This window comes from Pacificibacter sp. AS14 (assembly GCF_038899935.1).
GTDB lineage: Bacteria > Pseudomonadota > Alphaproteobacteria > Rhodobacterales > Rhodobacteraceae > Celeribacter.
This window is the reverse complement of the sequence record NZ_JBBMQI010000002.1, coordinates 104,616-130,330: the sequence shown is the minus strand read 5'-3', so window position 1 is coordinate 130,330 and position 25,715 is coordinate 104,616. Positions and strand designations below refer to the sequence as shown.

Annotated in this window: 27 protein-coding genes; 12 read left to right on the top strand and 15 right to left on the bottom strand. The window is 53.8% G+C overall.

Translation table 11 applies throughout. The annotated features are described in order from the left end of the window. The first annotated feature begins 166 nt into the window (after nt 1-166). A complete protein-coding gene (locus WNY38_RS03505) occupies nt 167-679 on the top strand; it encodes a GNAT family N-acetyltransferase (protein WP_342855936.1) in 513 nt (170 codons plus the stop codon). Nucleotides 680-681: 2 nt separating this feature from the next. Here WNY38_RS03505 and WNY38_RS03500 read toward each other — a convergent pair whose 3' ends face one another. After that, nucleotides 682-1,140, bottom strand: coding sequence for an NUDIX domain-containing protein (locus tag WNY38_RS03500; protein ID WP_342855935.1), 459 nt, complete (start codon nt 1,138-1,140; stop codon nt 682-684). Between the two features lie 50 nt (nt 1,141-1,190). On the opposite strand from WNY38_RS03500, the gene WNY38_RS03495 reads away from it, so the two are divergent. Then, a complete protein-coding gene (locus WNY38_RS03495; RefSeq protein WP_342855934.1) occupies nt 1,191-1,988 on the top strand; it encodes an alpha/beta hydrolase in 798 nt (265 codons plus the stop codon). 49 nt (nt 1,989-2,037) lie between these two features. Then, nucleotides 2,038-2,862: a DMT family transporter gene (locus WNY38_RS03490; RefSeq protein WP_342855933.1), complete on the top strand. Its 825-nt coding sequence runs from the start codon at nt 2,038-2,040 to the stop codon at nt 2,860-2,862. A gap of 75 nt (nt 2,863-2,937) precedes the next feature. Here WNY38_RS03490 and WNY38_RS03485 read toward each other — a convergent pair whose 3' ends face one another. The 3 genes from WNY38_RS03485 to WNY38_RS03475 all read right to left on the bottom strand — a co-directional run bounded on the left by WNY38_RS03485 (nt 2,938) and on the right by WNY38_RS03475 (nt 4,795). Continuing rightward, nucleotides 2,938-4,011, bottom strand: coding sequence for a 5-(carboxyamino)imidazole ribonucleotide synthase (locus WNY38_RS03485; protein WP_342855932.1), 1,074 nt, complete (start codon nt 4,009-4,011; stop codon nt 2,938-2,940). Further along, nucleotides 4,004-4,492 (bottom strand): 5-(carboxyamino)imidazole ribonucleotide mutase, encoded by a 489-nt coding sequence (gene purE / locus WNY38_RS03480; RefSeq protein WP_342856086.1) that lies wholly within the window; start codon nt 4,490-4,492, stop codon nt 4,004-4,006. Before purE ends, WNY38_RS03485 begins: the two co-directional genes overlap by 8 nt. Nucleotides 4,493-4,576: 84 nt before the next feature. Beyond that, nucleotides 4,577-4,795 carry a DUF465 domain-containing protein gene (locus tag WNY38_RS03475; RefSeq protein WP_342855931.1) on the bottom strand — a complete coding sequence of 73 codons (219 nt, stop codon included), beginning with the start codon at nt 4,793-4,795 and terminating at the stop codon, nt 4,577-4,579. Between the two features lie 176 nt (nt 4,796-4,971). On the opposite strand from WNY38_RS03475, the gene WNY38_RS03470 reads away from it, so the two are divergent. Beyond that, on the top strand, nt 4,972-5,385 hold the full coding sequence (locus WNY38_RS03470) for an Hsp20 family protein (RefSeq protein WP_342855930.1): 414 nt from the start codon (nt 4,972-4,974) through the stop codon (nt 5,383-5,385). 4 nt (nt 5,386-5,389) lie between these two features. Further along, entirely contained in the window at nt 5,390-5,617 is a 228-nt protein-coding gene (locus WNY38_RS03465; RefSeq protein ID WP_342855929.1) for a DUF1150 family protein, read from the top strand. A 97-nt stretch (nt 5,618-5,714) separates the two neighbouring features. Here the strand turns inward: WNY38_RS03465 and WNY38_RS03460 are convergent, their stop codons facing one another. Both WNY38_RS03460 and trxB read right to left on the bottom strand, forming a co-directional pair. Further along, nucleotides 5,715-7,787 carry a bifunctional sulfate adenylyltransferase/adenylylsulfate kinase gene (locus WNY38_RS03460; RefSeq protein ID WP_342855928.1) on the bottom strand — a complete coding sequence of 691 codons (2,073 nt, stop codon included), beginning with the start codon at nt 7,785-7,787 and terminating at the stop codon, nt 5,715-5,717. A 672-nt stretch (nt 7,788-8,459) separates the two neighbouring features. After that, on the bottom strand, nt 8,460-9,407 hold the full coding sequence (gene trxB / locus WNY38_RS03455) for a thioredoxin-disulfide reductase (protein ID WP_342855927.1): 948 nt from the start codon (nt 9,405-9,407) through the stop codon (nt 8,460-8,462). Nucleotides 9,408-9,666: 259 nt separating this feature from the next. On the opposite strand from trxB, the gene WNY38_RS03450 reads away from it, so the two are divergent. After that, a complete protein-coding gene (locus tag WNY38_RS03450) occupies nt 9,667-10,167 on the top strand; it encodes an Lrp/AsnC family transcriptional regulator (RefSeq protein WP_342855926.1) in 501 nt (166 codons plus the stop codon). 88 nt (nt 10,168-10,255) lie between these two features. Here the strand turns inward: WNY38_RS03450 and WNY38_RS03445 are convergent, their stop codons facing one another. The 5 genes from WNY38_RS03445 to lgt form a co-directional block, all read right to left on the bottom strand. After that, nucleotides 10,256-11,083 (bottom strand): Hint domain-containing protein, encoded by an 828-nt coding sequence (locus WNY38_RS03445; protein ID WP_342855925.1) that lies wholly within the window; start codon nt 11,081-11,083, stop codon nt 10,256-10,258. A gap of 302 nt (nt 11,084-11,385) precedes the next feature. Next, complete coding sequence (locus tag WNY38_RS03440; RefSeq protein WP_342855924.1) at nt 11,386-11,553, bottom strand: hypothetical protein; 168 nt, start codon at nt 11,551-11,553, stop codon at nt 11,386-11,388. 271 nt (nt 11,554-11,824) lie between these two features. Then, nucleotides 11,825-12,583 (bottom strand): peptidoglycan editing factor PgeF, encoded by a 759-nt coding sequence (gene pgeF, locus WNY38_RS03435; RefSeq protein WP_342855923.1) that lies wholly within the window; start codon nt 12,581-12,583, stop codon nt 11,825-11,827. Between the two features lie 40 nt (nt 12,584-12,623). Next, nucleotides 12,624-13,721, bottom strand: coding sequence for an SAM-dependent methyltransferase (locus WNY38_RS03430; RefSeq protein WP_342855922.1), 1,098 nt, complete (start codon nt 13,719-13,721; stop codon nt 12,624-12,626). Further along, the gene (lgt, locus tag WNY38_RS03425) at nt 13,718-14,587 is read right to left on the bottom strand and encodes a prolipoprotein diacylglyceryl transferase (RefSeq protein ID WP_342856085.1); all 870 of its coding nucleotides are present in this window, start codon (nt 14,585-14,587) and stop codon (nt 13,718-13,720) included. The genes WNY38_RS03430 and lgt overlap by 4 nt, the downstream gene beginning before the upstream one ends. A 167-nt stretch (nt 14,588-14,754) precedes the next feature. On the opposite strand from lgt, the gene WNY38_RS03420 reads away from it, so the two are divergent. From WNY38_RS03420 to WNY38_RS03400, 5 genes are all read left to right on the top strand, one after another. Then, nucleotides 14,755-15,012, top strand: a complete 258-nt coding sequence (locus tag WNY38_RS03420) for an accessory factor UbiK family protein (protein WP_342855921.1) — start codon at nt 14,755-14,757, stop codon at nt 15,010-15,012. Between the two features lie 440 nt (nt 15,013-15,452). Then, entirely contained in the window at nt 15,453-15,953 is a 501-nt protein-coding gene (locus tag WNY38_RS03415; protein WP_342855920.1) for a YbjN domain-containing protein, read from the top strand. 122 nt (nt 15,954-16,075) lie between these two features. Continuing rightward, nucleotides 16,076-16,882: a pyrroline-5-carboxylate reductase gene (gene proC, locus WNY38_RS03410; RefSeq protein WP_342855919.1), complete on the top strand. Its 807-nt coding sequence runs from the start codon at nt 16,076-16,078 to the stop codon at nt 16,880-16,882. Next, on the top strand, nt 16,879-17,220 hold the full coding sequence (locus WNY38_RS03405; RefSeq protein WP_342855918.1) for a tRNA-binding protein: 342 nt from the start codon (nt 16,879-16,881) through the stop codon (nt 17,218-17,220). The genes proC and WNY38_RS03405 overlap by 4 nt, the downstream gene beginning before the upstream one ends. After that, nucleotides 17,217-18,161, top strand: coding sequence for a D-glycerate dehydrogenase (locus WNY38_RS03400; RefSeq protein ID WP_342855917.1), 945 nt, complete (start codon nt 17,217-17,219; stop codon nt 18,159-18,161). The genes WNY38_RS03405 and WNY38_RS03400 overlap by 4 nt, the downstream gene beginning before the upstream one ends. A gap of 71 nt (nt 18,162-18,232) precedes the next feature. Here the strand turns inward: WNY38_RS03400 and WNY38_RS03395 are convergent, their stop codons facing one another. After that, complete coding sequence (locus WNY38_RS03395; protein ID WP_342855916.1) at nt 18,233-18,823, bottom strand: thymidine kinase; 591 nt, start codon at nt 18,821-18,823, stop codon at nt 18,233-18,235. Between the two features lie 365 nt (nt 18,824-19,188). Here WNY38_RS03395 and WNY38_RS03390 point away from each other — a divergent pair, with 365 nt between their 5' ends. Beyond that, nucleotides 19,189-19,650, top strand: coding sequence for a hypothetical protein (locus tag WNY38_RS03390; RefSeq protein WP_342856084.1), 462 nt, complete (start codon nt 19,189-19,191; stop codon nt 19,648-19,650). A 124-nt stretch (nt 19,651-19,774) separates the two neighbouring features. On the opposite strand, the gene WNY38_RS03385 is transcribed toward WNY38_RS03390, so the two are convergent. From WNY38_RS03385 to carB, 3 genes are all read right to left on the bottom strand, one after another. Further along, nucleotides 19,775-21,097, bottom strand: a complete 1,323-nt coding sequence (locus WNY38_RS03385; RefSeq protein WP_342855915.1) for a DEAD/DEAH box helicase — start codon at nt 21,095-21,097, stop codon at nt 19,775-19,777. A 644-nt stretch (nt 21,098-21,741) separates the two neighbouring features. Beyond that, nucleotides 21,742-22,107, bottom strand: a complete 366-nt coding sequence (locus WNY38_RS03380) for a hypothetical protein (protein ID WP_342855914.1) — start codon at nt 22,105-22,107, stop codon at nt 21,742-21,744. 281 nt (nt 22,108-22,388) lie between these two features. Next, entirely contained in the window at nt 22,389-25,670 is a 3,282-nt protein-coding gene (gene carB / locus WNY38_RS03375; RefSeq protein ID WP_342855913.1) for a carbamoyl-phosphate synthase large subunit, read from the bottom strand. Between the last annotated feature and the right edge of the window lie 45 nt (nt 25,671-25,715).

Here is a 25,715-nt window from a genome sequence, read left to right as displayed (position 1 = left end):
AGGGTGTGTAAAGCGCCCTCCGTTTTCGCGTTTGAGCGTAAATCGCCTATGAATTCACCACCTTGGCGCATCAAGAAATTGTAAACCAAATTAATCACAAATTTTGACTTGTTATTCCGTGCTCAAAGCGTGATCACTAGAATAACAACGTTTGGATAATTAGATCATGAACCTGCGCCCCCTAACACAATCAGATGATCTCGCCCTTTCCATATTTTTGGACAGCGAGTTTTCCAAGGCTGCCACCTATCAAACTGTTCTAAAGCTGCGTAAAACCAATATGGTGGCGATGGAGCGCTTGGCATTTGAGGGCACCAAAATCGTGGGCTATCTGTGTTGCGCCAAAATGGTCAACCCTTCTGACTGGTGGGTTTTGTCTGTTCTCGTTGTTTCGTCAAGCCATCGTAAAAAGGGCATTGGTCGTGAATTGGTCTACCGTGGTATGAATCATGCCCGTCGTGAAAAAGCACCTGCAGTCGTTGTGGTTGGTGACCCTTCATACTTTGCTCATGTGGGCTTCTCAAAAGCGGCAGCAGAAAACTTGGTTCTACCTTTCGCGCAAGATTACACATCGCTTTACCCTATTGCTCCGGGTACAGGATTGTCGCGCCATGAATTGGTTTACCCAGATGCTTTCTTGCCCGTCGGTGACGTGACGACTTCGCCTGCGTCGGCATAATCCTATTTCAGTATGACTTCTAACGGGTCGTAAATCGCAGGACCAGGTGGTGCAAAAGCGATTTCTGACAAGCTGCTTGGCTTAATGGTCATTGTAGACATCTGTTCTTGCGTGACCCATTTTCGTTTGCTGACGACTCCTGCGACGTCTTTCCAATTTGGGTCGATGTGACCATTCACGAGTGTGCAATGAAAAATCAAATCCACTTGGTGAAATCCACTTTTGGGATCATGAAATTCGTTGATCAACGCCAATTCCCCAACGGTGACAGTTAAACCCGTTTCCTCAAACACCTCGCGGATCAGGTTGTCAGGGATTGAGCTGCCACGTTCCACTCCGCCTCCAGGGGCGCACCACAATCCAAGATGATGTTTCGGATAGGCATTCACCAGCAGCAAACGGTTCTCTTGCGTAATGAGAGCGCGGGCGGCCAAGCGGGGGGATTGAATTGCGGGTGACATGTCTTAGCATGGGCACGGACGCGCCTTGATGCAAGTCTATTGAAACCCCTATGGTTGATCTCCATATTGAAAATATGAAAAAACCTATTGTTTTTGCTTTATTTTCAGCGCTGCCCTTTGGCGTGTTCGTGCATCCTTCCGTGGCGGCAGATATGGCGCCCTCCGTCAGCACGCCGTCTTGCGTCATTTTGTTGCACGGCTTGGCACGCACCAAGACCTCGATGGTGACGCTTGAGCAGTCGTTGATCCACGCAGGGTTTGACGTCGTGAACCAAGGTTACCCATCGCGCTCCGCACATATAGAGGCATTGGCCGAACACGCTTTAAGTGCCGCGCGCCAAGTCTGCGTTAATGATGCAACCCCTGATGTGGTGACCCATTCGATGGGCGGCATTTTGCTGCGCACCTATGCGCTAGCGCATCCCGACCTTGATTGGGGTCGCGTTGTTATGCTGGCCCCGCCCAATCACGGGTCTGGCATAATTGACGCACACGGTGACAGTAAATGGTTTCAAATGCTCAACGGTCCTGCGGCAGAGCAGCTGAAAACCGGTGGTCTTCCGGACCATTTGCCGCCTGTGCCTTTCGAAACCGGCATCATCGCGGGCAGTCAGTCTTTGAATCCTGCTACTTCGGCTTTGGTTGAAGGCGTTGACGATGGCAAGGTGTCTATCGCCTCGACCAAAGTGGCTGGGATGCGCGCCCATATCACCCTGCCTGTGACCCATACCTTTATGATGCATAACCCAAAAGTGATGGCACAAAGTTTACGGTTTTTGCAGACAGGAGGCTTCGAGACCGATATGACCACAGCTCAGGCCTTTGGGTATCTCAAGGCTGGCAACTGATGATCTTCAGCAGATAGCGACGCTGAGGGCGGCATAAGGATTCACGCGTATGAAACTTCTTTGGCTCACGATTGCTGCTTTGACGGCCTTTGCGGCGAACTCCGTTTTGACGCGGCTTGCCATCGTTGGCGGTTCTGACCCCTTCGCCTTTGCTGTTGTGCGTGTGGCTGCGGGCGCTGTGATGTTGTTGGGTTTGACCCGTATGCGTGGCTCTATGCCTGCATTGCGCTTGAATACGCGGCTTGTGCCTGCTGCCATGCTCGCCCTTTATATGCTCGGATTTTCCATCGCCTATCTCGCGCTGCCTTCAGGCGCAGGCGCTTTGGTGTTGTTTGGGACTGTGCAAATCACCATGTTTGGCGGCGCTTGCATTGGCAAAGATATGATCCCGCCGCTGCGCTGGCTTGGAGCGCTCGTCGCACTTGGGGGTCTCAGCTATCTGCTGTGGCCAAGCGGCGATGTTGCTTTGCCACTTTCCGCTTGTTTGGCGATGATGGCCGCTGGCTTTGGCTGGGGCGTTTACTCTTTGCTGGGGCGCGGCGCGAAAAACCCGCTGGCTGACACTGCCTATAATTTTGCTCTGGCCCTTGTGCCTGTCGTGTTGGCTTGGCTCATCGTGCAAGATGGGATCACCGCTGGCGGCGTGCTCTTGGGCATCATCGCAGGGGCGATCACCTCGGGTGTTGGTTATGCAATTTGGTACGCTGTGCTGCCCGGCTTAGGGGCAAGTCGCGCCAGTGTTGCGCAGCTGTCCGTGCCGATTTTGGCCACAATAGGTGGGGTGGTTTGGCTTGCTGAACCCGTGACGCTTAGGCTGATGATTTCCAGCGCTTTGGTGCTGGGCGGTGTCGGGATTTCATTGGTGAAGCGCTAACATTTTTTGAAACGCCGAAACGCAAAGCGCCGCGCTATCTCTTGCACGGCGCTTGGTTTTTAGAGTGCGGCCCGATCAAGCGGTGCCCGTAACCTTGTTCACATGGCCCATTTTGCGACCGGCTTTGACATCAGCCTTGCCGTACAGATGCAACGCGACGCTCCCGTCTTTGGCATAGTCCGCCACGCGGTCCATGTCATCGCCAATCAGGTTCAACATTTCCACGTTTGAGTGACGTTTTCCGTCGCCCAAAGGCCAGCCCACCACAGCGCGGATATGCTGTTCAAACTGATCGATCACACAGCCGTTTTGCGTCCAGTGACCAGAATTGTGCACGCGGGGTGCGATCTCGTTGACCACCAAGCCTTCAGGCGTGACGAACAGCTCGACCCCCATAACGCCGACATAGTCGAGCGCATTGAGAATATTCGCGGCCAAAAGCACTGCATCCATACGCTGGTTGCCCGTGAGATTAGCAGGCACAGTGGTGGTGTGCAAAATGCCGTTCACATGCACGTTTTGACCGGGATCAAAGCAAGATACATCGCCCGCTTGTCCGCGCGCGGCAATCACAGACACCTCGTGCGAAAAGCTCACAAAGCCTTCCAAAACTGACGGTGCACCCGCCATGTCGGCCAAGGCAGAACTGGCGTCATCCATATCCATGATGCGGGCTTGGCCCTTGCCGTCATAGCCAAAGCGGCGGGTTTTCAAAATCGCAGGCGCGCCAATATCAGCCAGCGCTTTGTCCAAATCCTCATTTGTGTCCACGGCCGCATAAGGCGCAACTTTCAGGCCAAGACCTGATAAGAATTCCTTTTCCGTGATGCGGTCTTGCGACACAGCCAAAGCACGGCGATTTGGGCGAATAGGGGTCACAGATTCCAGAAGGTCAAGTGCCGATGTGGGAACGTTTTCAAATTCATAGGTGATCACATCCACAGAAGAGGCGAAGGCTTTAAGCGCGGCTTCATCGTCATAGGGCGCCGTGGTGACCACATCGGCCACATGGCCCGCAGGCGGGTTGATCCCTGGTTCAAAAATGTGGGTTTTAAACCCCAAACGCGAAGCCGCAACAGACAACATCCGTCCCAGCTGCCCGCCACCTAAAATACCAATGGTCGATCCGGTGCTCAGAACTTCAGTCATCGCTTGGCTCTTCTGGAATTGAGGCAGCAAGCGCATCGCGCCATGCATCAAGGCGCGCGGCCAATGCATCGTCGGACGTGGCCAAAATACCAGCGGCCATCAGGCCCGCGTTGGCCGCACCCGCTTCGCCGATCGCCATGGTGGCAACAGGGAACCCTTTTGGCATTTGCACGATGGAATACAGGCTATCAACGCCAGACAAAGCGCGGGTTTGCACCGGCACGCCCACAACAGGCACGCGGGTTTTTGACGCCATCATGCCCGGCAAATGCGCAGCCCCACCAGCGCCAGCGATGATCACTTTTAGACCTCGCTCGGCCGCGGTTTTGCCATAGGCCCACAGACGATCCGGCGTGCGGTGGGCAGAGACGATTTTGGTTTCATAGGTCACGCCCAATTCATCCAAAATATTTGCTGCAAGTTTCATAGTGGGCCAATCCGATTGGCTGCCCATAATAATGCCGACTTTGACGCTCACGATGCTGTCCTCATTGGTGCCTTGAGAGAAGGGCGCACTATAGCGGGGATCAGACGGGGTGCAATAAAATGCGCACCGTTTCCGCGATTAGGCGATGATGTCTGGGGTGATAAGGTCTTCGAGCTGTGCGATACGGTCTTTGAGCGATAATTTTTGCCGCTTCATCCGCTGCAAACGCAACGCATCTGGCATCGGCTTGGCCTGAATCGCGTCGATTGCCTCATCCAAATCGCCGTGTTCGCGTTTGAGCACTGACAGCTTAATGCGCAGCACTTCTTTATAGTCCATACGGGATGTGGTGTTCATTTTGCGTTCATTCGACTCATTTTAGGTGTTGAATATACTCTACGCGCAAACACACTTTTCTCAAAGCAAAGTCATCCAAACCTTGAAGCGAGCTTAAGCTCCCCCCATATTGTTAACAAGGGTCGCCGGCAACGGGGCTAAATTTGTACTGTCGCTTGATTTGAAAGGGCATGTTCATGACGAAAATGACATTTGGATCGCATCCGTTTTTACTGGGGTTTGATCAATTGGAACGATTGGTGGAACGCACAGCCAAAGCGGATTCCGGCGGTTACCCCCCGTATAATATCGAACAAATTTCTGAAAATGCGTATCGGATCACTCTTGCTACTGCCGGATTCTCCGAACAGGATTTGTCTATAACCTTGGAACATCGCCAGTTGGTGATCCGTGGCCGTCAAGAAGATGATTCTGAAGGACGGTTGTTCTTGCACCGTGGTATCGCTGCGCGTCAGTTTCAACGCTCGTTTGTTTTGGCTGATGGTGTTGATGTGGCGGGAGCCACAATGGAAAACGGCCTGCTGCACATCGATCTGTCACGCGCTATGCCAGATTCGGTTGTCGAAGTTATTGAAATTAGAAAAGGATAAGACGATGAATGCGAATTTTGATAATATTCCAAACGCAAATGAAAAAATCGTCTACGTGCGTTCCGTCCTTGTGGCTGACCTGCCGGATGAGGTGCGTGAAAAAGCGGGCGACATGGAGCGAATTTATTCGGTGCACAATTCTGACGGCGACCGGATGGCGCTTGTTGCGGATTTGAAACTGGCTTTTGATCTGGCGCGCGAGAACGATTTTTCACCGGTGAGTGTGCACTAAAATTGCGCGCCCCGCGCTGAACTCTATCTTACTTTAAATGCAAAACGCCCCGATCACAGGATCGGGGCGTTTTGTGTTCTGGTGTGGTCGCTATGGCTTAGTTGCCAGCGATAAGGCCCATAGATTCCAGTTTAAGGATCACTTGGTGCGCACAGTTGTCGACGTCTGTGCCAACAGTTTCAACGCGCATTTCAGGGTTTTCAGGAACGTCATAAGGATCAGAAATCCCTGTGAATTCTTTGATCTTACCTTCGCGCGCCAATTTGTAGAGACCTTTGCGATCGCGTTTTTCACATTCCTCGATGGACGTGGCCACGTGCACTTCGATGAAGGCACCGAAAGCTTCAACATCTTCACGCACAGCGCGACGTGTTGTGGCGTAAGGCGCGATTGGCGCACAGATCGCGATACCACCGTTTTTGGTGATCTCGGACGCAACATAACCGATGCGGCGGATGTTGAGATCGCGGTGCTCTTTAGAAAAACCAAGCTCGGAAGACAGGTTTTTGCGCACGATATCACCATCAAGCAAAGTTACCGGACGACCGCCCATTTCCATCAATTTGACCATCAAAGCGTTGGCTATTGTGGATTTGCCTGAGCCAGAGAAGCCAGTGAAGAACACTGTGAAACCTTGTTTCGCACGTGGTGGTTTTGTGCGGCGCAATTCTTTCACAACTTCAGGGAAAGAGAACCACTCAGGGATCTCAAGGCCTTCAGCCAAACGGCGACGCAATTCTGTACCAGAGATGTTGAGGATGGTGACGTTGTCACGATCTTCGATTTCATCATTTGGCTCGTATTGTGCGCGCTCGGCAACCCAAACCATGTGTTTGAAGTCGACCATTTCGATGCCCATTTCTTCTTGGTGCTCACGGAACAGGTCCTGTGCATCATAGGGGCCGTAGAAATCTTCGCCTTGGGAGTTGTTTCCAGGTCCAGCGTGATCGCGACCAACGATGAAGTGTGTACAACCGTGGTTGGCGCGGATCAGACCGTGCCAAACAGCTTCACGTGGGCCAGCCATACGCATCGCAAGGTTCAACAAAGACAATGATGTTGTTGCTTGTGGGTATTTGTCGAGCACAGCTTCGTAGCAACGTACGCGTGTGAAGTGATCCACATCGCCAGGTTTGGTCAAGCCAACAACTGGGTGAATCAAAAGGTTGGCTTGCGCTTCTTTGGCTGCGCGGAATGTCAGCTCTTGGTGGGCGCGGTGCAATGGGTTGCGTGTTTGGAACGCAACGATGCGACGCCAGCCCATTTTGCGGAAGAAAGCGCGCAATTCGTTTGGTGTTTCGCGGCGTGCGCGGAAATCGTAATGGACAGGCTGTTGGATGCCAGTCACAGGACCGCCAAGGTAGATTTTGCCAGCTTGGTTGTGCAGGTAGTTCACAGCAGGGTGCGCGTCGTCGTCAGCGCCGAATACTTTTTCGGCTTCAAGAGCTTTGTTTGGCTCCCAGTTGTCTGTGACCGTCATGGTCGCAAGGATAACGCCTTCTTGGTCGCGCAGCGCGATGTCTTGGCCTTCTTCTAATTTACCCGCGAATGCTTCGTTCACGTCCAAAGTAATTGGCATTGGCCACAAAGAACCGTCAGCCATACGCATGTTTTCAACAACACCGTCGTAATCTGCTTGGGTCAAGAAACCTTTGAGTGGGTTAAAGCCACCGTTCATCAACAACTCAAGGTCGCAGATTTGGCGTGGTGTCAAATCCCAGCTGACAAGATCAGCGGCTTCAACTTTAAGTTTTTGAGCGCTCTCATATGAGACGTAGAGCTCAGAAATAGGGGCGAGGTTGTTTTCCATCGGGTGGGTCCTGTGTTTTAGCGGAACCAAGCTGCTGCTGGTGCCAGTTAGTTCCGCGTGCAAAGAATTGTATTCGTTAAGTTTGCGCGCTAGAAATCTGTCGGTGAGGCGCACTTTTTCTGCGCCGCCACGAGAGGTCAGTGAATAGGCAAATCGTTGGCGTTTGTCGGGGCCGTCGCGTCCGCTGACGCGAATAAGGCCCGATTCTGCTGCTGATTTTATGAGTGCATTGAGCCGCCCCAAAGACACGCCGATCGCTTCTGCGATGCTGCGCTGAGATGCATCCGACGTCAGATCGAGCTGGCGCAAGAGTTTGAAGAGCTGGTCTTCATCATCGAATTTGGTTTTGGCAGTTGTCAAAATAGTATCCTGCGACTCAAAGTATGTTCACGTGTGAACGCATCGCACGGATTGATGTTCAGACAAAGTCAAAAATAAGGGAAGTTTTTGAAAACTTGTACCAGTGTCGCCCAAATGCGTCTTTTTTGCGCAGAAAGTCGCCTAACCTTAAGTGTTCCAAACCTGCGCTGCGCCCGCAGCAACCACCCGAGCACCGCTTGGTGTGTTCCATTTAAACAGCGTCAAATGTGTTTTGCTTGGATCACTGCGCGAGGCATAGAGCATACCGTGAAACCCCAGCGCACGCACACACGCACACGGTCCGAAATATCCCAGGTGGGTGCACGCAGCCCTTGCGCGCGGATTTTTTGCCAATGCGCAGCGCGGTGGGGCACATCGTTGTCATACAATTTGAAAGCAAGCGGATCGCGCAAATCAATGATGCGATCAGACTGGACGCGCAAAGGGAATAGTGAGCGCTCAGGGTCTTCGGTCGTCATATAGCGACGCGACGACGCACCCCTCAGACGTGGCAGACAGATAAAAGGCTTTCTTCTGCCCGCCATAATGCGAACGACCCACGACCCTCAGGGCTGCGGGCTGCGGGCAGGGGCCAATCTGGCCTCTGCCCGCTGGGTAAACATCATGCGCCAATGCATCTCATCCACGGATATGATGTGGCTGTCATGTGGCTTAGTCTTCTTGTTCCGCCAAGAACCGTTCTGCGTCGAGTGCAGCCATACAACCCATGCCCGCAGAGGTGACAGCTTGGCGGTATTTGTGGTCGGTTAAGTCGCCCGCCGCGAAAATACCAGGGATGGATGTTTCAGTCGAGCCGGGGATCACTTTGACATAACCGCCGTTATGCGTTTCCAAAACGTCAGACACCAATTCGCTTGCCGGCGCGTGACCGATGGCGACAAAGACGCCTTTGGCTGGGATTTCGGTGATCACACCTGTTTTCACATGTTTTGCGCGCACGCCGTTGACGCCTTTCATTGGGGCCTCATCGCCGAAGACTTCTTCAAGCTGATGATCCCAAAGCACTTCGATCTTTTCATTTTTGAACAGGCGGTGCTCAAGAATTTTCTCACACCGCAGGCTGTCGCGGCGGTGGATCAGCGTCACTTTAGAGGCGAAGTTGGTTAAAAACAGCGCTTCTTCGACGGCCGTGTTGCCGCCACCGATGACAACGATTTCCATGCCACGGTAAAAGAATCCATCACAAGTCGCACACGCCGAGACGCCAAAGCCTTTGAATTTTTCTTCACTTTCAAGCCCAAGCCATTTCGCCCGCGCACCTGTCGCCAAAATCACCGCATCAGCCGTATAAGTCGTGCCGCTGTCGCCCATGGCAACAAAAGGACGCTTGCTGGTGTCAAGATCGGTGATGATATCTTGCTTGATCTCACACCCCATGGCTTCGGCATGGGCCTGCATGTTGACCATCAATTCTGGACCTTGAATTTCTGTGTGACCAGGCCAGTTTTCAACTTCGGTCGTGGTGGTCAATTGACCACCGGGCTCGATGCCTTGCACCAGCAAGGGGGCCAGCATCGCACGTGAGGCATAGACGCCAGCAGTGTATCCAGCTGGGCCAGATCCAATGATCAGAACTTTGGAGTGTTTTGTCTCAGACATATCGGCCTCTTGTCATTGTCTTTAGGTTGAACCCGATATAGACACGCCGTCCCAAGGACGTAAACCCAAGTCGCATATCAATCCTTCACAGTTGCGTATTAGGGGTATTTTTATTGAGCAAGAGACCAATCCTTTTGTGCAGTGAATGGAATCTTCTTGAAATTATACGCCCTAAATGAGACACATCGTTGCGCCCAGTAGGGTGTTTTTAGTTGTTTTGAAAATTGCACCCCTTTTCGCTAAACCGTCGGAGACCTGAATGCCCGTCCATAAACTTGATGAAATCGACCGCAAGATTTTGGCTGAATTGCAGGCTGATGGGCGTATGACGAATGTGGAGCTGGCCAAACGTGTTGGCATTTCCGCGCCGCCGTGCCTGCGCCGTGTGCGTACACTCGAGGAAGCTGGCTATATCACCGGTTATCACGCGGTGGTCGATGCGCGCGCGTTGCATTTTGAAGTGCAGGTTTTTGCGATGGTGGGTTTGCAAAGCCAGGCCGAAGTGGATTTGTCAGCGTTTGAAGCAAAATGCATTGAATGGCCGCTGGTACGTGAATGTCATATGCTCAATGGCGAGGTTGATTTCATTTTGAAATGTGTCGCCCCTGATCTGTCGACCTTTCAGACGTTTTTGACATCGCAATTGTTGTCGACGCCCAATGTGGCCAGCGTGAAAACGTCGTTGGTGATTCGTGGCGCCAAAGATGAGCCCGGCGTGCCGTTTGAAGTACTAGAGGCGCGCTTGGCGCGAAACGCATAGACTGCCGTCATGTATCTATATTAGGTTAAAGTCTTAAAGCGGCCCCACTCGGAGGCCGCTTTGATGTATCTTTTGTACGAATAAACGCCTAGGCCGCGTCCAATGTTAAAAGATCCCCCGCTGACAGCCGCGGATGCACCATTGCCCCAAAATCACCCAACTCGGTCAAATGGGGAAACAAATCCATAAACCGCGCGCGCATCGATCCTATCAGCTGGCCTGAGGCCGCAGTTCCTGGATGATATGTCTCTAAATCAACGCCGTTGACGCGGATCAACCGATGTTGCGGCAGACAGATATGGTAAGTTTTCACCGAAGACATCGGCGTCACTTCGATCACCGCATGTCCATCCACCAAGCTCGACACTGGGGCCAAGGCCTCTGATGTGCCCAAATAAGATTTCAGCGCATTTGATCGGTGCAAATAGCGCGCGCCGCTGCCAAGCAGCAGATCAGGGGCAGGACAACCATAGCCAAAGCTATCCGCCATCAAGCGATACAGGCATTCAGGGGCCGCCCCTTGCTTGCGGGTGCCTTGGGCATCCAATTGCATGGAACCGATCCATTGGATTGGCAAAAAATCACCACTGACTGTTTCCACAAGGTCACCGGGCAACAGGTCTTCGATGGCAACGGGGCCATGGTCTGTCGGGATCAAAGCGCCACGGGCAAATGCACTAAAGGCATCCTCAAATACGGGTAAAGCAGGGGCAGATACGCGACGATCCATGATATCGCCATTTGCAGCCGACCACATCATGTCAAAGATGCGGGTGGCAATTTCGGTGCGTGGCGCAGGGCGTGCGCGGCGCACAGTCCAAGCGGCTTGCGCCTTCGTTGGATGAGTGGCGCCAAGCGGCGTGGCAGCGCGCGGGGTGCCTGACGCAGAGTTTGCGTCAAAATGGGGGTGCGACATTGAACACTCCTGTGGTCACTGTTCGGCCCCCACCGATCCAGTGGGTAAACATTCACAGGTATTTAGGCTTATTGTCAAAAACTTAATAGTATTACCTCAAACTGCGGCACCAGTGACAGTTGGCTCCGTTTCTTTGTTTCCAAATCTGCGAGAAATGTGGCGCTGCTTTGCTGAAAAAGACGGCGCAGGCCGTTGGGTGTTCACCACGATTGATGCGAATCTGCCAAGTGATTCTAGTTCTATTAGGGACTTTGGGCCGCAGACCAAAGTCGGGAGGGAGCTTCGGTCCACAGCAAGACGGCCTATGCTGAGGCGGCCAATTTGGAGCCTAAGGCGCGGGCAGCAACCTTTGCTTTCCACTCGGACCGGCGATTGCCGCGGGCCCAAGGCAGGTGTACGTCAGAATTCTTTGCCTCTGCGATTGCAGATGTCAGCCAACGACGGTTCTTGATTTTGGTTTGCTGTGTCATGCTCTGTTCTCTCAAATGCCCTGTCTGGTGCGGGTGTGTGTTTGTGAGGGCTAATATGACTGTAGCCTGAGGCGATATTTGGGCGCGGATGCATGTTTTCGCGTAAATGCAGGAAAAATTTCATGATCAATCGGGATGGGTGAAGGCGATGATTATCCTATTGAAAATAAATAATTTTTAATAAAATGGAAACAGTGAAACTTAAAGCGACTAGATTGTTTCTGACTTAAATGGGGCGGGGCTTGGCCGCTTTTCAGCCGCATTCCAGAGTTTACAGGCGAATGGTGGACAGCAAACGACCGTAGTCGGCTTCTTTTTTATGCACGGACCGGCGATAAGAATAGAATCGCGCTGGATCCGCATAGGTACAATGGCGCGTCCATTCTGCATGGCCAACGCCAGCCTTGCGCAAACAGTGCAGCCCAAAGGCGGGCAAGTTGAACATATACCGATCGCCCTGACCGCTGGCAAAGAACTGCACGTTGTCAGGATCATGCGCGATAAAATCGTCCAAGAATTCTGGGCCAACCTCGTATGCACTTTGCGAAATGCTTGGGCCGATGACGGCGGTGATGTTTTCGCGCGTTGCGCCCAAGGCGACCATTTCCTCAACCGTGCGCTCCAAAATGCCATCGATAGCACCGCGCCAACCGGCATGGGCAGCGCCTATAACGCCGGCATTTTTGTCGGCAAACAGCACAGGCTGGCAATCAGCGGTGAGAATAACCAATGCCAACTCCGGTTGATCGGTGACCAAAGCATCAGCGCGGGGCGTATCGCCCGATGGGGCGCCAGTGATCCGCACGACGTCGTTGGAATGCACTTGGTGGACGCCGCACAGTTGTGATTGATCGACATTCATCGCCTGCGCCACACGGCGGCGGTTGATCGCGACGATGTCGGATTGATCGGTCGAGCCCAATCCGCAGTTTAGACCTGCGTACACCCCAGAAGAGGCACCACCTTTGCGGGTGAAAAACCCGTGATCGATTCCGTCCAAGGCCTCAGCGGTGATGACTTCAAGGTTCATATCAACAACTCTTTCAAACAAAGTGGGCGACCTGAGCAGTTCAAACGGGGCGGGCAAAGCCTGCAGGCAACATATCCGCCTTGGGCGCGATAGCAATTGCTTTGAAAAGTAAGCCCATTTTATCGGCGTTGATCAACCTATCAAATGCGGCAATATGATTTTCCAACGCCTCACCTTGCATATGGATGCTTAGATTTTCAGCACGCTCTACAATGCCAAGCTGCGCCAAAAGCTGACCCTGCGGAATCATGGATGACACATAAGCCCCTGCGTTTTGTGCTTCGATGCTCAGGGCTTCGAAATCCACATGGGCGGTCAGGTCGGCACATCCGGGGCGCGCCAGAGGGTTGACCATCTCATGGTTTTCCAGCGCTTGAAAGGTATCGCCGCGTGCATGCCAATCGCCGTAGTCTATGACAATCGCAGCCCCGCCATGCTCTGCGATACGTCGTGCAATTTCATCGATGATCGGCGCAGATGAAGGGCAAATTTCAACCACATCGCCATCTTGCGTGTCATCCAATCGATGATCCAGCAGCGCGATGGGCGCAGGCTGTGACAGGCCAAGGGCAAGCTTATCGTCGATCAATCCCACTTGAGTTTCGCGCCAGCCATGCGGGTCACGCACAAATTGGCGGATCGGCAGAGCGTCGAAAAATTCATTGGCAATCAAGAAAAGCGTTTGATCGGGCAGATCGGCGGCTGTGTCTGCATAAGTGATATCAAAGCCGCTGAGCAGCTCTTGTTGTTTGGCGCGCAACGTCGGCGAGGCCTCAACCAATGTCAGCTGCATCGATGCGTGAAACTGCGGCACAGCTTTGGTCGCGCGCAAAATATCTGCCATTAAAGTCCCACGCCCCGGGCCAAGTTCCGCCAACGTGAACGGGGCAGGGCAGCCTTGATCGATCCAAGCCTGCGCCAAACACAGACCTAACAACTCGCCAAACATTTGGCTGATCTCAGGCGCCGTGGTGAAGTCCCCCGCAGCCCCCAAAGGATCGCGGGTGGTGTAATAGCCGTGGGTCGGGTGCAGCAGGCAATCGGCCATATATTCGGCCAGAGAAATCGGTCCGGTGTTGGAAATGCGCCGCATCAACAGCTCGGCCATTGGGGTCGCAGTGGGCTTAGGCGTGCTCATAAGCGTTTCGCCCGAATGGCCAGCCCCAATCCGACCAAGATCATTGGCAGGGACAACAACTGCCCCATCGACAGGCCGATGACGACATGACCCATGGGATTGTCAGGGGTGATGAATTGCGCGTCGGCTTGGCGGAAAAATTCGACGATAAAGCGCGAGATGCCGTAGCCTGCAAAGAAAAGCCCCGCAATCAGCCCTGGTTTTTTCAACGCATTGAAACGCCAAACCAAGATCAACAGCAAGGCGCCCAAAAGTAATCCCTCAAGCAGACCTTCATACAGCTGCGACGGGTGACGCGCACAAAATGAGGTTGCGGTGGCGCAAGCCTGTGCCGCATCGCCCGGAAAAATCACCGCCCAAGGTGCATCAGAGGGACGCCCCCATAGTTCTGCGTTGACGAAATTCGCCATCCGCCCCAGCAGCAATCCCGCAGGGGCCGCCATCGCGCAGAGATCTGCCAGCGACAACAGACGCAGATTTTGCGCGCGTCCATAAAGATAGGCCGCAACCACAACGCCCAAGAACCCGCCATGAAAGGCCATGCCGCCCTGCCAAATCATCGGAATCTCGGCAGGATGGGCCAAGAAATAGCTGGGTTTGTAAAATAACACATAGCCAAAACGCCCGCCCACAATCACGCCCAGCACCAGCCATGACAGCATGTCGTCCAGCTGGTCGCGCGTCATCAGTGCGCCGTCATCTGGCCAAAGCCTAGCCGCTTTCAAAGCGGCCAGCGCCAGCCCCCATGCGATAAAAACCCCAACGATATAGGCCAAAGCATACCAGTGCAGTGCAAAGTGAATGGGCCCAAGCTCGATCGAGAAGAGCACAGGCGAGATATCGGGGAATTGGATCACGGCGGGCAATTTAAACATGCGCGCATCTGTCTTGGGGAAAGGCCAAGAGTCAACCTTGTGATTTGCGTCGCTTCCCCCCATATATCACCCAACGACGACACATTCGCGTGACTTGGCCCCCTACGGCGCGGCGCGCAGACCCAAGTCACGCCACCAGGCACGCAACGGAGAGCCCCATGCAAACGCGCAATAAAATTCTTGATGACTTTTCCCAGCTGATGACCAATGCGATGGGCGTGGCCCAAGGCGCAAAGGGCGAAGCTGAAACTGCAATCAAAGGTCTTATGGATCGCTGGCTTGCGGATCGTGATTTCGTCACCCGTGACGAATTTGAAGCGGTGCGGTTGATGGCGCAAAAAGCGCGCGAAGAAAACATCGCTTTGAGCGCCCGTTTGGACGCTTTGGAAGCGGCTGCAAAATCTTCTACAAAATAAGCCGAACCCACGGACTTGGTTTAGAATTATCAGTATCAAGGGGGCGCATTGCGTCCCCTTTTTGCGTTGCGTTTTTTCTCATTGCCTAAATTGCGGGCTGATTATGAACGCTTTATATGAACCGTTTTGCACGGTTGGGCCGACGCCGTGAGACGATTTAGCGTCTAAGCGCCTGTGTTTTGCGCGCGTATTTTTTCCATTTTCCTCAAAGCCTTGTGGATAAGTTATGCCAAATGGCCCTTTGGGCGAATTTTCCCTGTGGGTAAGCACGAATGCTGGGGATAAGGGTAAAGTTTCTCTTTACAGGCGCAGTCTTTCGACACACCATATGTGGTATGGGGTGCGAGGTTTCCCGCCGCCCCTAGAGCAGGCACCAAGTCTTGGTGGTGGTGTTGGGGAACATCGCAAAGCCAAAGACGATAACAAAAGCGAGGCTGCACATGTCGCTGAACGAACAGTCCTTTACCGACGATCTTCATCCTATCGATCTGGTTGAAACCCTTGCGGTCACCCACGATTGGGAATTTGACCGCGTGACAGACGACCAGATCGCTATGGCCGTTGTTGGCCAGTGGCGGACTTATTCCATCACTTTGGCATGGTCCGATTACGACGAGACCCTGCGTTTGATCTGTACGTTCGAGATGGAGCCGCCAGAAGAGCGCCTGCCGCAGATCTATGAAGTGTTGAACCACGCCAATGACGAATGCTGGGCGGGCAATTTCACTTTTTGGCAGGACCAAAACTTGATGGTGTACCGCTATGGTTTGTTGCTGGATGGCGGTCAGGTCGCGGGGCCAAAACAGGTCGATCGCATGATCAACGCCGCCGTTGCCGCAGCCGAGCGTTTCTATCCAGCGTTTCAACTGGTCGCATGGGCTGAACGCACGCCCAAAAGTGCTATGGATGTGGCAATCCGCGAGGCCTACGGGCGCGCTTAAAACGATTGCCTAAACAATCTGGCAGATGCACGCGGGTTCGCGTTGCACTGCCGATCAGACAAGATAGACTGCCCCCTGATCCCCTCAGGGGGTTTTTTATTGACTTGGAATTGGAGTGCTTCATGGACGATCTGAAAACACGCGGCTTGGTTCTTTTGGGATGCGGCAAGATGGGATCTGCGATGCTCAAAGGTTGGCTGAAAGGCGGTCTGCCTGCCACGTCGGTGACTGTGCTTGATCCGCACCCATCTGATTGGCTGAAAAGCACAGGCGTGCATTTGAACGTTGATCTGCCCGCAAGCCCCGCCATCGTTTTGCTGGCTGTCAAACCGCAAATGATGGGCGATGCGTTGCCAAGCCTGCAAGCGCTGGGCAACAGCGATACAGTGTTTTTGTCTGTCGCCGCAGGCATCACGATTGCCACCTATGAAGACATGCTGGGGGCCAAAACGCCCATTATTCGTGCCATGCCCAACACGCCTGCCGCCGTTGGTCGTGGGATCACGGGGATCGTGGGCAATGCTGCAACCACCGCTGCGCAAGTCGATTTAGCGGATCAATTGTTGCAAGCTGTGGGTCAAGTGGTGCGCCTTGATGATGAGGCGCAAATTCGTGCTTTGACCGCTGTGTCTGGTTGTGGTCCGGCTTATGTCTTTCACCTGATTGAGGCCATGGCGGCTGCAGGCGAGGCGGCGGGCTTGCCTGCTGAAATGGCGTTGCAATTGGCAAAAGCCACCGTGGGCGGTGCTGGCGCATTGGCTGAGGACGCAGATGAATCTCCAACACAATTGCGCATCAATGTGACCTCACCCAATGGCGTTACGGCAGAAGCCTTGCGCGTGTTGATGAACAAAGACGACGGTTTCCCACCGCTGTTGGACCGCGCGATCAAAGCGGCTATGAAACGTGATGAGGAACTGGCGGGATGACTGAGGCGATCACCTTTGATGATTTTATGAAAGTTGATATCCGCGCAGGTGTGATCACCCGCGCGGAACCCTACCCAGAGGCGCGCAAGCCCGCGATCAAACTGTGGATCGATTTTGGTGATGAACTGGGCGAAAAGAAAACTTCAGCCCAGATCACTGCGCATTACACCCCTGAGACACTGATCGGCACGCAGGTTATGGCCGTGGTCAATTTTCCGCCCCGCCAAATCGGCAAATTTATGTCCGAAGTTTTGGTGCTGGGCGTGTCCGATGACACTGGCGGCGTGGTTTTGGCGCGCCCCGATCAATCTGTGCCACGCGGAGGACGATTGCATTGAAACTTTTGGTGACACAAACCCTGCCCGAGGCTGTTGAGACAGCGCTTAAAGACGTCTTTGAGACCACCTTTCGTGCCGGCGCCCCCATGACATCGGCTGAGGCAGCCGAGGCTTTGCAAAGCTATGACGCGATCCTGCCCACCTTGGGCGATCAATTCACCGCCAAGGCCTTCAAAGGCGATCTGCGCTGCAAGGTGCTGGCCAATTTTGGTGTGGGTTATAATCACATCGATGTTGAGGCGGCACAGGCCGCTGGCATTGCCGTCAGCAACACGCCCGGTGCTGTGACAGATGCCACCGCCGATATCGCCATGACGCTGATTTTGATGACAGCGCGGCGCGCATCAGAGGGCGAAGCGATGCTGCGCGCGGGCAAATGGACCGGATGGGCGCCAACGCAACTCTTGGGGATGCATATCACTGGCAAGACCTTGGGCGTGATCGGTATGGGTCGTATTGGCAAGGCCATCGCCAAGCGCTGTCATTTCGGCTTTGGCATGAATGTGGTCTGTTTCAACCGCTCCGAAGTGCAAGAATTCGAAGTGCCGTGCCATCAGCTTGATAGCATCGAAGAGGTGATGGAATTCGCCGATGTGGTGGTTCTGGCCCTGCCAGCCACGCCGCAGACGCGTCACATCATCGGGGCAGATCAGCTGGCTGAAATGCAATCTCATGCCATTCTCGTCAACATCGCGCGGGGCGATATTGTGGATGAGGCGGCTTTGATCGCGGCTTTGCAAACGGGGCAAATCGCAGGCGCAGGATTGGATGTTTACGAGTGTGAACCCGTGGTGCCGCAGGCTTTGATCGACTTGTCAAATTGTAGTCTTTTGCCGCATTTGGGCACCGCCGCGCTGGAAGTGCGCGCCTCGATGGGCTTTATGGCGTTCGAGAATCTGTCGGCCTTTGAGCAAGGCAAGCCTCTGCCAAACGCGATTTAATCGATTTTTGGCAATGGCGATAAAATTCTAGTCATTTTTTACGCTCTGGCTTTATGTGACGGCTGGGCATCCTAATCGGGCGTTTGATCGCCCATCTCTTCGCGCCAATGACGCCTGCACAGCGAGACATAGCGCTCGTTGCCGCCAATTTCGACCTGCGCACCAGATGTCAGCACCGTGCCGTCGTCGGTGGTGCGTACAACCATGGTGGCCTTTTTGCCGCAATGACAAATGGTGCGCACTTCACGCATCTCGTCGGCCAGCGCCAACAGCGCCGCTGATCCGGGAAACAAATTGCCCTGAAAATCGACCCGTAGACCATAGGCCATTACAGGTACGCCCAGATCATCCACCGCACGCGCCAACTGCCACACTTGGTCTTTGGTCAAGAACTGGGCTTCGTCGATGAATATGCATGCGATCGGCGATTTTGCCAAGCGGGCTTGGATTTTAGTGAAAATATCCTCATCAATGCCAAATGTATCAGCAGGCTCGCCTATGCCGATCCGCGAGGCGATACGCCCTTCGCCCGCGCGGTTGTCGAACTGCGCGGTGATCAAATAGGTGTCCATGCCGCGCTCGCGGTAATTGTGTGAGGCCTGCAACAGCAACGTAGATTTGCCGGCATTCATCGTGGAGTATTGAAAATAGAGTTTCGCCATAGATCACCGTTTGCCCAATGGCGTCGATTTGATCAAGTGCTCAGCCAGATTTTGTCCAAAAATTTGGACAGTACGGTGGGTGGAAGCTCTGCTACTGGTACTAAACATATGACCTCGCGCCGTCCTTGCGGACAATTGGGATGAGGGACGCAAAATCGACGCACTCGTTAAACACCTGTGGCGGGAACCACACAAAACTTCCACCCGAACGTATCTGCTTGGCAAAACAGGTGCCAAAACTCATAAACCCTTGCAACAGCAGGTAGACTATCTTTTGCCATGTGCTAATAAATTTAATAATGGGAAACGATGACAAGAATTCCCCCTAAGCTGGGGGTGATCGATGGTTTGAATTGGGGTTAATGATGAATGCTGCTGGCAACTATCTAAAGAAGCACGCAGAAGCGCTGGTCAAAGATGTAGGTCTAGAGGCCGCCTGTGCGTTGACAGGAAAATCGAAAGCAACACTTGGTCGGTATTATTCGACGTCTGACGAGCACGCGGACCGGTTTATGCCTGTGGACGCCGTGGCCCAGCTTGAGGCCGCGTCTAGCTATCCGCATGTGACATCGGCTTTGGCCGAGTTGCGCGGCATCACGATCTCTTATGATGTCACGAAAAAGAACACGCCTGAAAAAGAGGGCGGGGTGAATCACGACGTGATCGCTTTGTCGCAACGCTTTGCGATGTTGATGGGCGAATACACAGTCTCGATGGAAGACGGTATCATCACCATCAACGAGGCCAAACGCTTGCTGCGCGAGACGTTGGAACTGCAACAGGTTTTGATGTCTATGAAAATGCATTTGGAAGACGAAGCGACCTGATCGCATCTTTGCACAGCATTAGATACAAAAACGGCGTCTCAATTGAGGCGCCGTTTTCTTTTGTCTGAAAATGTCGCCCCACCCCTGAGACAGGGCCCCGTTTCAGGGAAAAGGGCGCAGCACTTTAAGCTGTAGCTTTGCGACGACGATTGCCGCCGCCAGAAGGCGCGCCACTTGGGCGTCCGCCACCGGATTTGAAACCACCGCCACCTGGGCCGCCACGACGTTGACCGCCGCCTGCGCCGCCGCCACCAGGGCCACCGCGACGATTGCCACCACCACCGCCACGTTTCGCGGCAGGCATCGCTTTGTCATCGGACCAAGAGGCCGGTGTCGCCACGGGAATAGAGATTTTCATCACTTTTTCGATGGCGCGAAATTCGCCAAGCTCTGCTGGTGAACAGAACGCCACAGCCTTGCCTTCGCGACCCGCACGCGCGGTGCGACCAATACGGTGTACATAGTTTTCAGGCACGTTTGGCAGCTCGTAGTTATACACGTAGCGCACCAGTGGAATATCGATCCCGCGGGCCGCAACATCTGTCGCAACCAAAACATCCAACTGACCATCGCGGGCCATCTTGAGCGTGCGCTCGCGCTGACCTTGGGATTTGTTGCCGTGGATCGAGCCAGATTTATAGCCTGCGGCTTCCAGCTGTTTCGACATCCGTTCTGCGCCATGTTTGGTGCGTGCAAACACAAGCGCCAATTCACCTTTGTGGGCGCTCAGGTGCTTTTTGAGCAACTCAGGTTTGTCGGATTGACCAACATAGTGCACTTCTTGGGTGATTTTATCCGCCGCTTTGCCCACAGGGGACACTTCGATGCGCACAGGAGACGTCAAATAGCTTTGCGCCATTTCGTTCATGTGTTTGTTCATTGTCGCAGAAAACAGCATCGTTTGACGCTCTTTGGCAAGCATTGGCACCAATTTGCGCAGCGCATGGATAAAGCCCATGTCGAGCATTTGGTCGGCCTCGTCCAATACCAAGAACGATGTCTCATCCAAACGGATAGCGCGACGATCGATCAAATCCATCAAACGACCCGGCGTGGCCACCAGCACGTCTGTGCCGCGCTCAAGGCGTTTGATCTGCGCATTGATAGACACACCACCAACCACGCGGTTGATTTTCAGGTGTGTGTCTTTCATGAACGGGAACAGGCTGTCTGCGATCTGGTTCACCAACTCGCGGGTCGGCGCCAAAATCAAAGCGCGTGTTGTTTTCGCGTTCGGCTTTGTGCCTGCACCCAAGAGCTGATCCATCAAGGGCAAACCAAAAGCAAGCGTTTTGCCTGTACCAGTTTGGGCCAAACCCATCACGTCGCGGCCGTTCATCACTTCTGGGATGGCACGGGCTTGGATCGGTGTCGGCTCTTTAAGGCCCATTTCGTTGAGAATAGTCAAAAGACGCGGCTTAAGGCCGAGCATTGTAAAATCAGTCATGTATCTCTTTCTGTGAGAAGAACCCACACGCAAAAAGAACGCCCCAATTGGAGCGTTTTATTAGGTCGCAGGAAAGGTCTCCGTCAATGCGCATCGCGCGCACCGCGTTATCCTGCCGGACCCCTTGCGTGACTGTGGGAACCATGGACGCGTTTGCGTCCGAAATCTTTACCTACGGCGCGGAGCATAGCTCAGAGCGGCTGCTCACGCGGCAGCATAGGATGTCGATGACTGCGCTATGCGCCTCAATGCGGCGTGAGTCAAGGATTTTCGCTGCGGGTGCAGTGTGGCGCAGGTGGGGGAGGCAGCGTATAATTTTTGTGAATTGCATTACGGTCTGCTTTGCAGGACTTTGCTGCCGCCCCCAGCCTTGCAGTCAACGTCCGCTTTTGCCCATGATCCGATATCGGGTGAGCTAAATTATGTTAAATATTAGGAGGCTGTTGAGGGCGGTTCCGCCTTGCTCGTATTCCACCATCCGTCAGTCCGGCTTTCACGGATGGTGTGGCCGCAATGCGCGCAATCAATCGGCTCTTGACAAGCGCCGCCGGGGACGCCCATTGCGTGCTCTGATACTGAAGACCAACAATCACACTTCGGGCATTGTTCCAAATCACTCATTCAACTGCACCTTTCTTCGAATTTTAAAAATATTGCGTCCAAAACTCAGTCTTTGGTTTGGCATGAGTGCAATCGTTTAGATACCGAGCCAACTCGATGAGCTGGATTTGGGTCTCATCTGAGCCTAGTTCATGGTTTCGCCACGCTTGCCAAACACGCTCGAGTAGACTTGGTAATACATGCGGCGGGTAAATACTATCATTACTCAGCATCTTAAAAATTGCTTTAACATCATCCCATTCTGGATCACAGCCTTCAATATTTGTTAACGTGGCCGCTGGAAATGCCCCATTTTTTTGCTTGAAAGTTAGCGTTTCACGCTCAAATTCCAACGAATATTTATCTGTGTGGCCCCATCTTGGGGAGTAAATCTCTATTTCAAAGTTCATCAATCCGTACCTTTCTTGGAAAAAGTTGAAAAAAAGATGCAACAGCACTAAATGTTCTAGACAGCATAAAAGCCCCTGTTTCTATCGTAAAATGGTGACTTTTATTGGAGTGTGTCAAGTTAACGACTGTTCACTTGACACACTGGGCCTTGCGCAAAGCCGACCTTTGCACAGCATGCAGCGTCGGTAACTTTGGGCTCTTTGCCGACTTTCGCTGCAACACCCCAACGAAAATGGGCACCCCGAAGGATGCCCATAAATTCATGTTATCAGCAACTGACTTAAGACAAAGCCTGCTCTTGCAAGCTTTCCACTTCGATTTCGCCTTCACCCCGTGATTTCATCGCCATGGCTGCTGCGTGCGCGCCGGCGGCTGTGGTGAAGTAGGGGATTTTATCGTAGAGGGCGACTTTGCGGATTTCGCGGCTGTCTTCAACGGCTTGTGTGCCCTCGGTGGTGTTTAAAACCAGCGCGATATCGTCGTTTTTAAGCATATCGACAATGTTCGGCCGCCCCTCGTAAACCTTGTTCACAATCGTGCTGGCGACACCTTTTTCGGTAAGGAAAGCCGCCGTGCCGCGTGTGGCGATGATTTCGAACCCAAGATCCACAAGCGTGGTGGCCGCTTCAATCGTGGCGTCGGTTTTGTCCATATCTTTGATCGACAAGAACACTTTGCCCTCGGTCGGCAGAACCGTGCCAGCGCCAAGTTGCGCTTTCAAGAACGCACGGGCGAAGGTTTTGTCCGATCCCATGACCTCGCCTGTTGAGCGCATTTCTGGGCCCAAGATGGTATCGACACCAGGGAAACGCGCAAACGGCAGAACCGCTTCTTTCACCGCGAAACGACCTGTTTTAGAGCTGTCGACCAGATCAAAGGTGTTGAGCTTTTCACCGGCCATAACGCGCGCGGCGATAGAGGCAATCGGCGAATTCACCGCTTTGGCGACGAAAGGCACGGTGCGCGAGGCGCGTGGATTGACTTCGATCAGATAGATCACATCGTCTTTCACCGCGAACTGGATGTTCATCAAGCCGACCACGTTCAAAGCCAAAGCCAAAGCGCGGGTTTGCACATGCAACTCGGCGATGATTTCTGCGGTCAGTGAATAAGGCGGCAAGGAACAGGCGGAGTCACCAGAGTGCACGCCCGCTTCCTCGATGTGCTGCATGATGCCCGCGACATGCACGTCGGTGCCGTCACAAATCGCATCGACATCGATCTCAACCGCGCCGGACAGGTAGCTGTCCAACAGCACAGGGCTGTCGCCAGAGACCACAACAGCGGACGAGATGTAGCGTTTAAGCTGCTCCATATCGCGCACGATTTCCATCGCACGACCACCCAAAACGTAAGAGGGGCGAATGACCAATGGGAAGCCGATAGAGGCGGCGATTTCAATGGCTTGTGCATCTGTGGACGCGATGCCGTTGTGCGGTTGTTTCAACCCGAGACGGTTCACGAGGTCTTGGAAGCGTTCGCGGTCTTCAGCCAAATCGATGGCGTCAGGCGAGGTGCCCAAAATCGGAATGCCTTCGGCTTCCAAAGCGTTGGCGAGCTTCAGCGGTGTTTGACCACCGAATTGCACGATCACGCCGTGCAATGTGCCGTTGTCTTGCTCAACGCGCAGGATTTCCATCACATGTTCGAACGTCAGCGGTTCAAAGTACAAGCGATCAGACGTATCGTAATCGGTGGACACGGTTTCGGGGTTACAGTTGATCATGATCGTCTCGTAACCCTGATCGGTCAGCGAGAAACAGGCGTGACAACAGCAGTAATCGAACTCGATGCCTTGGCCGATACGGTTCGGACCGCCGCCCAAGATCACGACTTTTTTGCGATCTGATGGACGCGCTTCACATTCCACGTCACCCATCATCGGCGCCTCGTAGGTGGAGTACATATAAGGTGTCTGCGCTTCAAATTCAGCCGCACAGGTGTCGATGCGTTTGAACACCGCGTTGACGCCCAAGTTGCGGCGCGCGCGGCGGATGTTGGCCTCGTCGCGACCTGTGAGCATTGCCAAACGTGCGTCTGTGAACCCGAGCATTTTCACGCGGCGCAGGCCGTCCTCAGAGACGGGCAAGCCTTCTTTGCGGATCACAGCTTCGGCATCAACGATTTCGCGGATGCGCTCGATGAACCAAGGATCATACGCGTTCGCCGCTTGGATTTCATCGTTCGTCAGACCGTAGCGGATGGCTTGGGCGATGACGCGCAGGCGATCTGGCGTGGCTTTGGACAGGGCTTTGATGACCGCCGATTTTTCTGGCGCGCCTTCGATTTCGATCTCGTCAAAGCCGCACAGGCCCGTTTCCATCGAGGCCAGCGCTTTTTGCATGGATTCGTGGAACGTGCGCCCGATGGCCATAACTTCGCCCACGGATTTCATCGCGGTGGACAGGTTTGGCTCTGAGCCAGCGAATTTTTCAAACGCAAAGCGTGGGATCTTGGTGACGACATAATCGATTGTTGGCTCGAAAGACGCAGGCGTCACTTTGGTGATGTCGTTGTCGAGCTCGTCCAATGTGTAGCCGACAGCAAGCTTCGCGGCGATTTTCGCAATTGGGAAACCGGTCGCTTTGGAGGCCAGCGCGGAAGAACGAGACACGCGTGGGTTCATCTCGATCACAACCATGCGGCCATCAGCTGGGTTCACAGACCACTGAACGTTTGATCCGCCAGTTTCAACGCCAATCTCGCGCAACACATTGATCGAATGGGTGCGCATCAATTGGTATTCTTTGTCGGTCAGCGTGAGGGCAGGGGCCACGGTGACAGAGTCGCCCGTGTGCACGCCCATCGGGTCGACGTTTTCGATGGAACAGACGATGATGGCGTTGTCGGCTGTGTCGCGGACCACTTCCATCTCGTATTCTTTCCAACCCAAAAGCGACTCATCCACAAGGATTTGCGCCATTGGGGACGCTTCCAATCCAGAGCGGCAGAAGTGTTCGTAATCGTCGCGGTTGTACGCCACGCCGCCGCCTGTGCCGCCGAGTGTGAACGCAGGGCGAATGATCGCCGGCAGGCCGATATCTTCAAGCGCCGCAAAGGCGTCTTGCATGCCGGCTGCGATGTTGAATTTGCCGTTTGGCAATTTAGGGGCTGCAACGATGGTTGCTTTGGGGTTCTCGATGCCAAGACGGTCCATGGCTTCGCGGAACAGTTTGCGATCTTCTGCCATTTCGATCGCTGCGCGCTTGGCGCCAATCAGTTCCACGTTGAATTTTTCCAAGATGCCCAAGTCGTCTAGCTCAAGCGCTGTGTTCAGACCCGTTTGTCCGCCCATGGTTGGCAGCAATGCGTCGGGGCGCTCTTTCTCGATGATCTTGGCGACAACTTCGGCTGTGATTGGCTCGATGTAGGTCGCGTCGGCAAGACCGGGGTCGGTCATGATGGTTGCAGGGTTGGAGTTCACCAAAATAACGCGGTAGCCCTCTTCGCGCAGCGCTTTACAAGCTTGTGCGCCGGAATAGTCAAATTCACAGGCTTGGCCGATAACAATCGGTCCCGCGCCAATGATCAAGATGGAGGAGATATCGGTTCTTTTAGGCATGGCAGACCCCAGTATTTTTTGCAGGCGCAATCCCTCCGCAAAAAG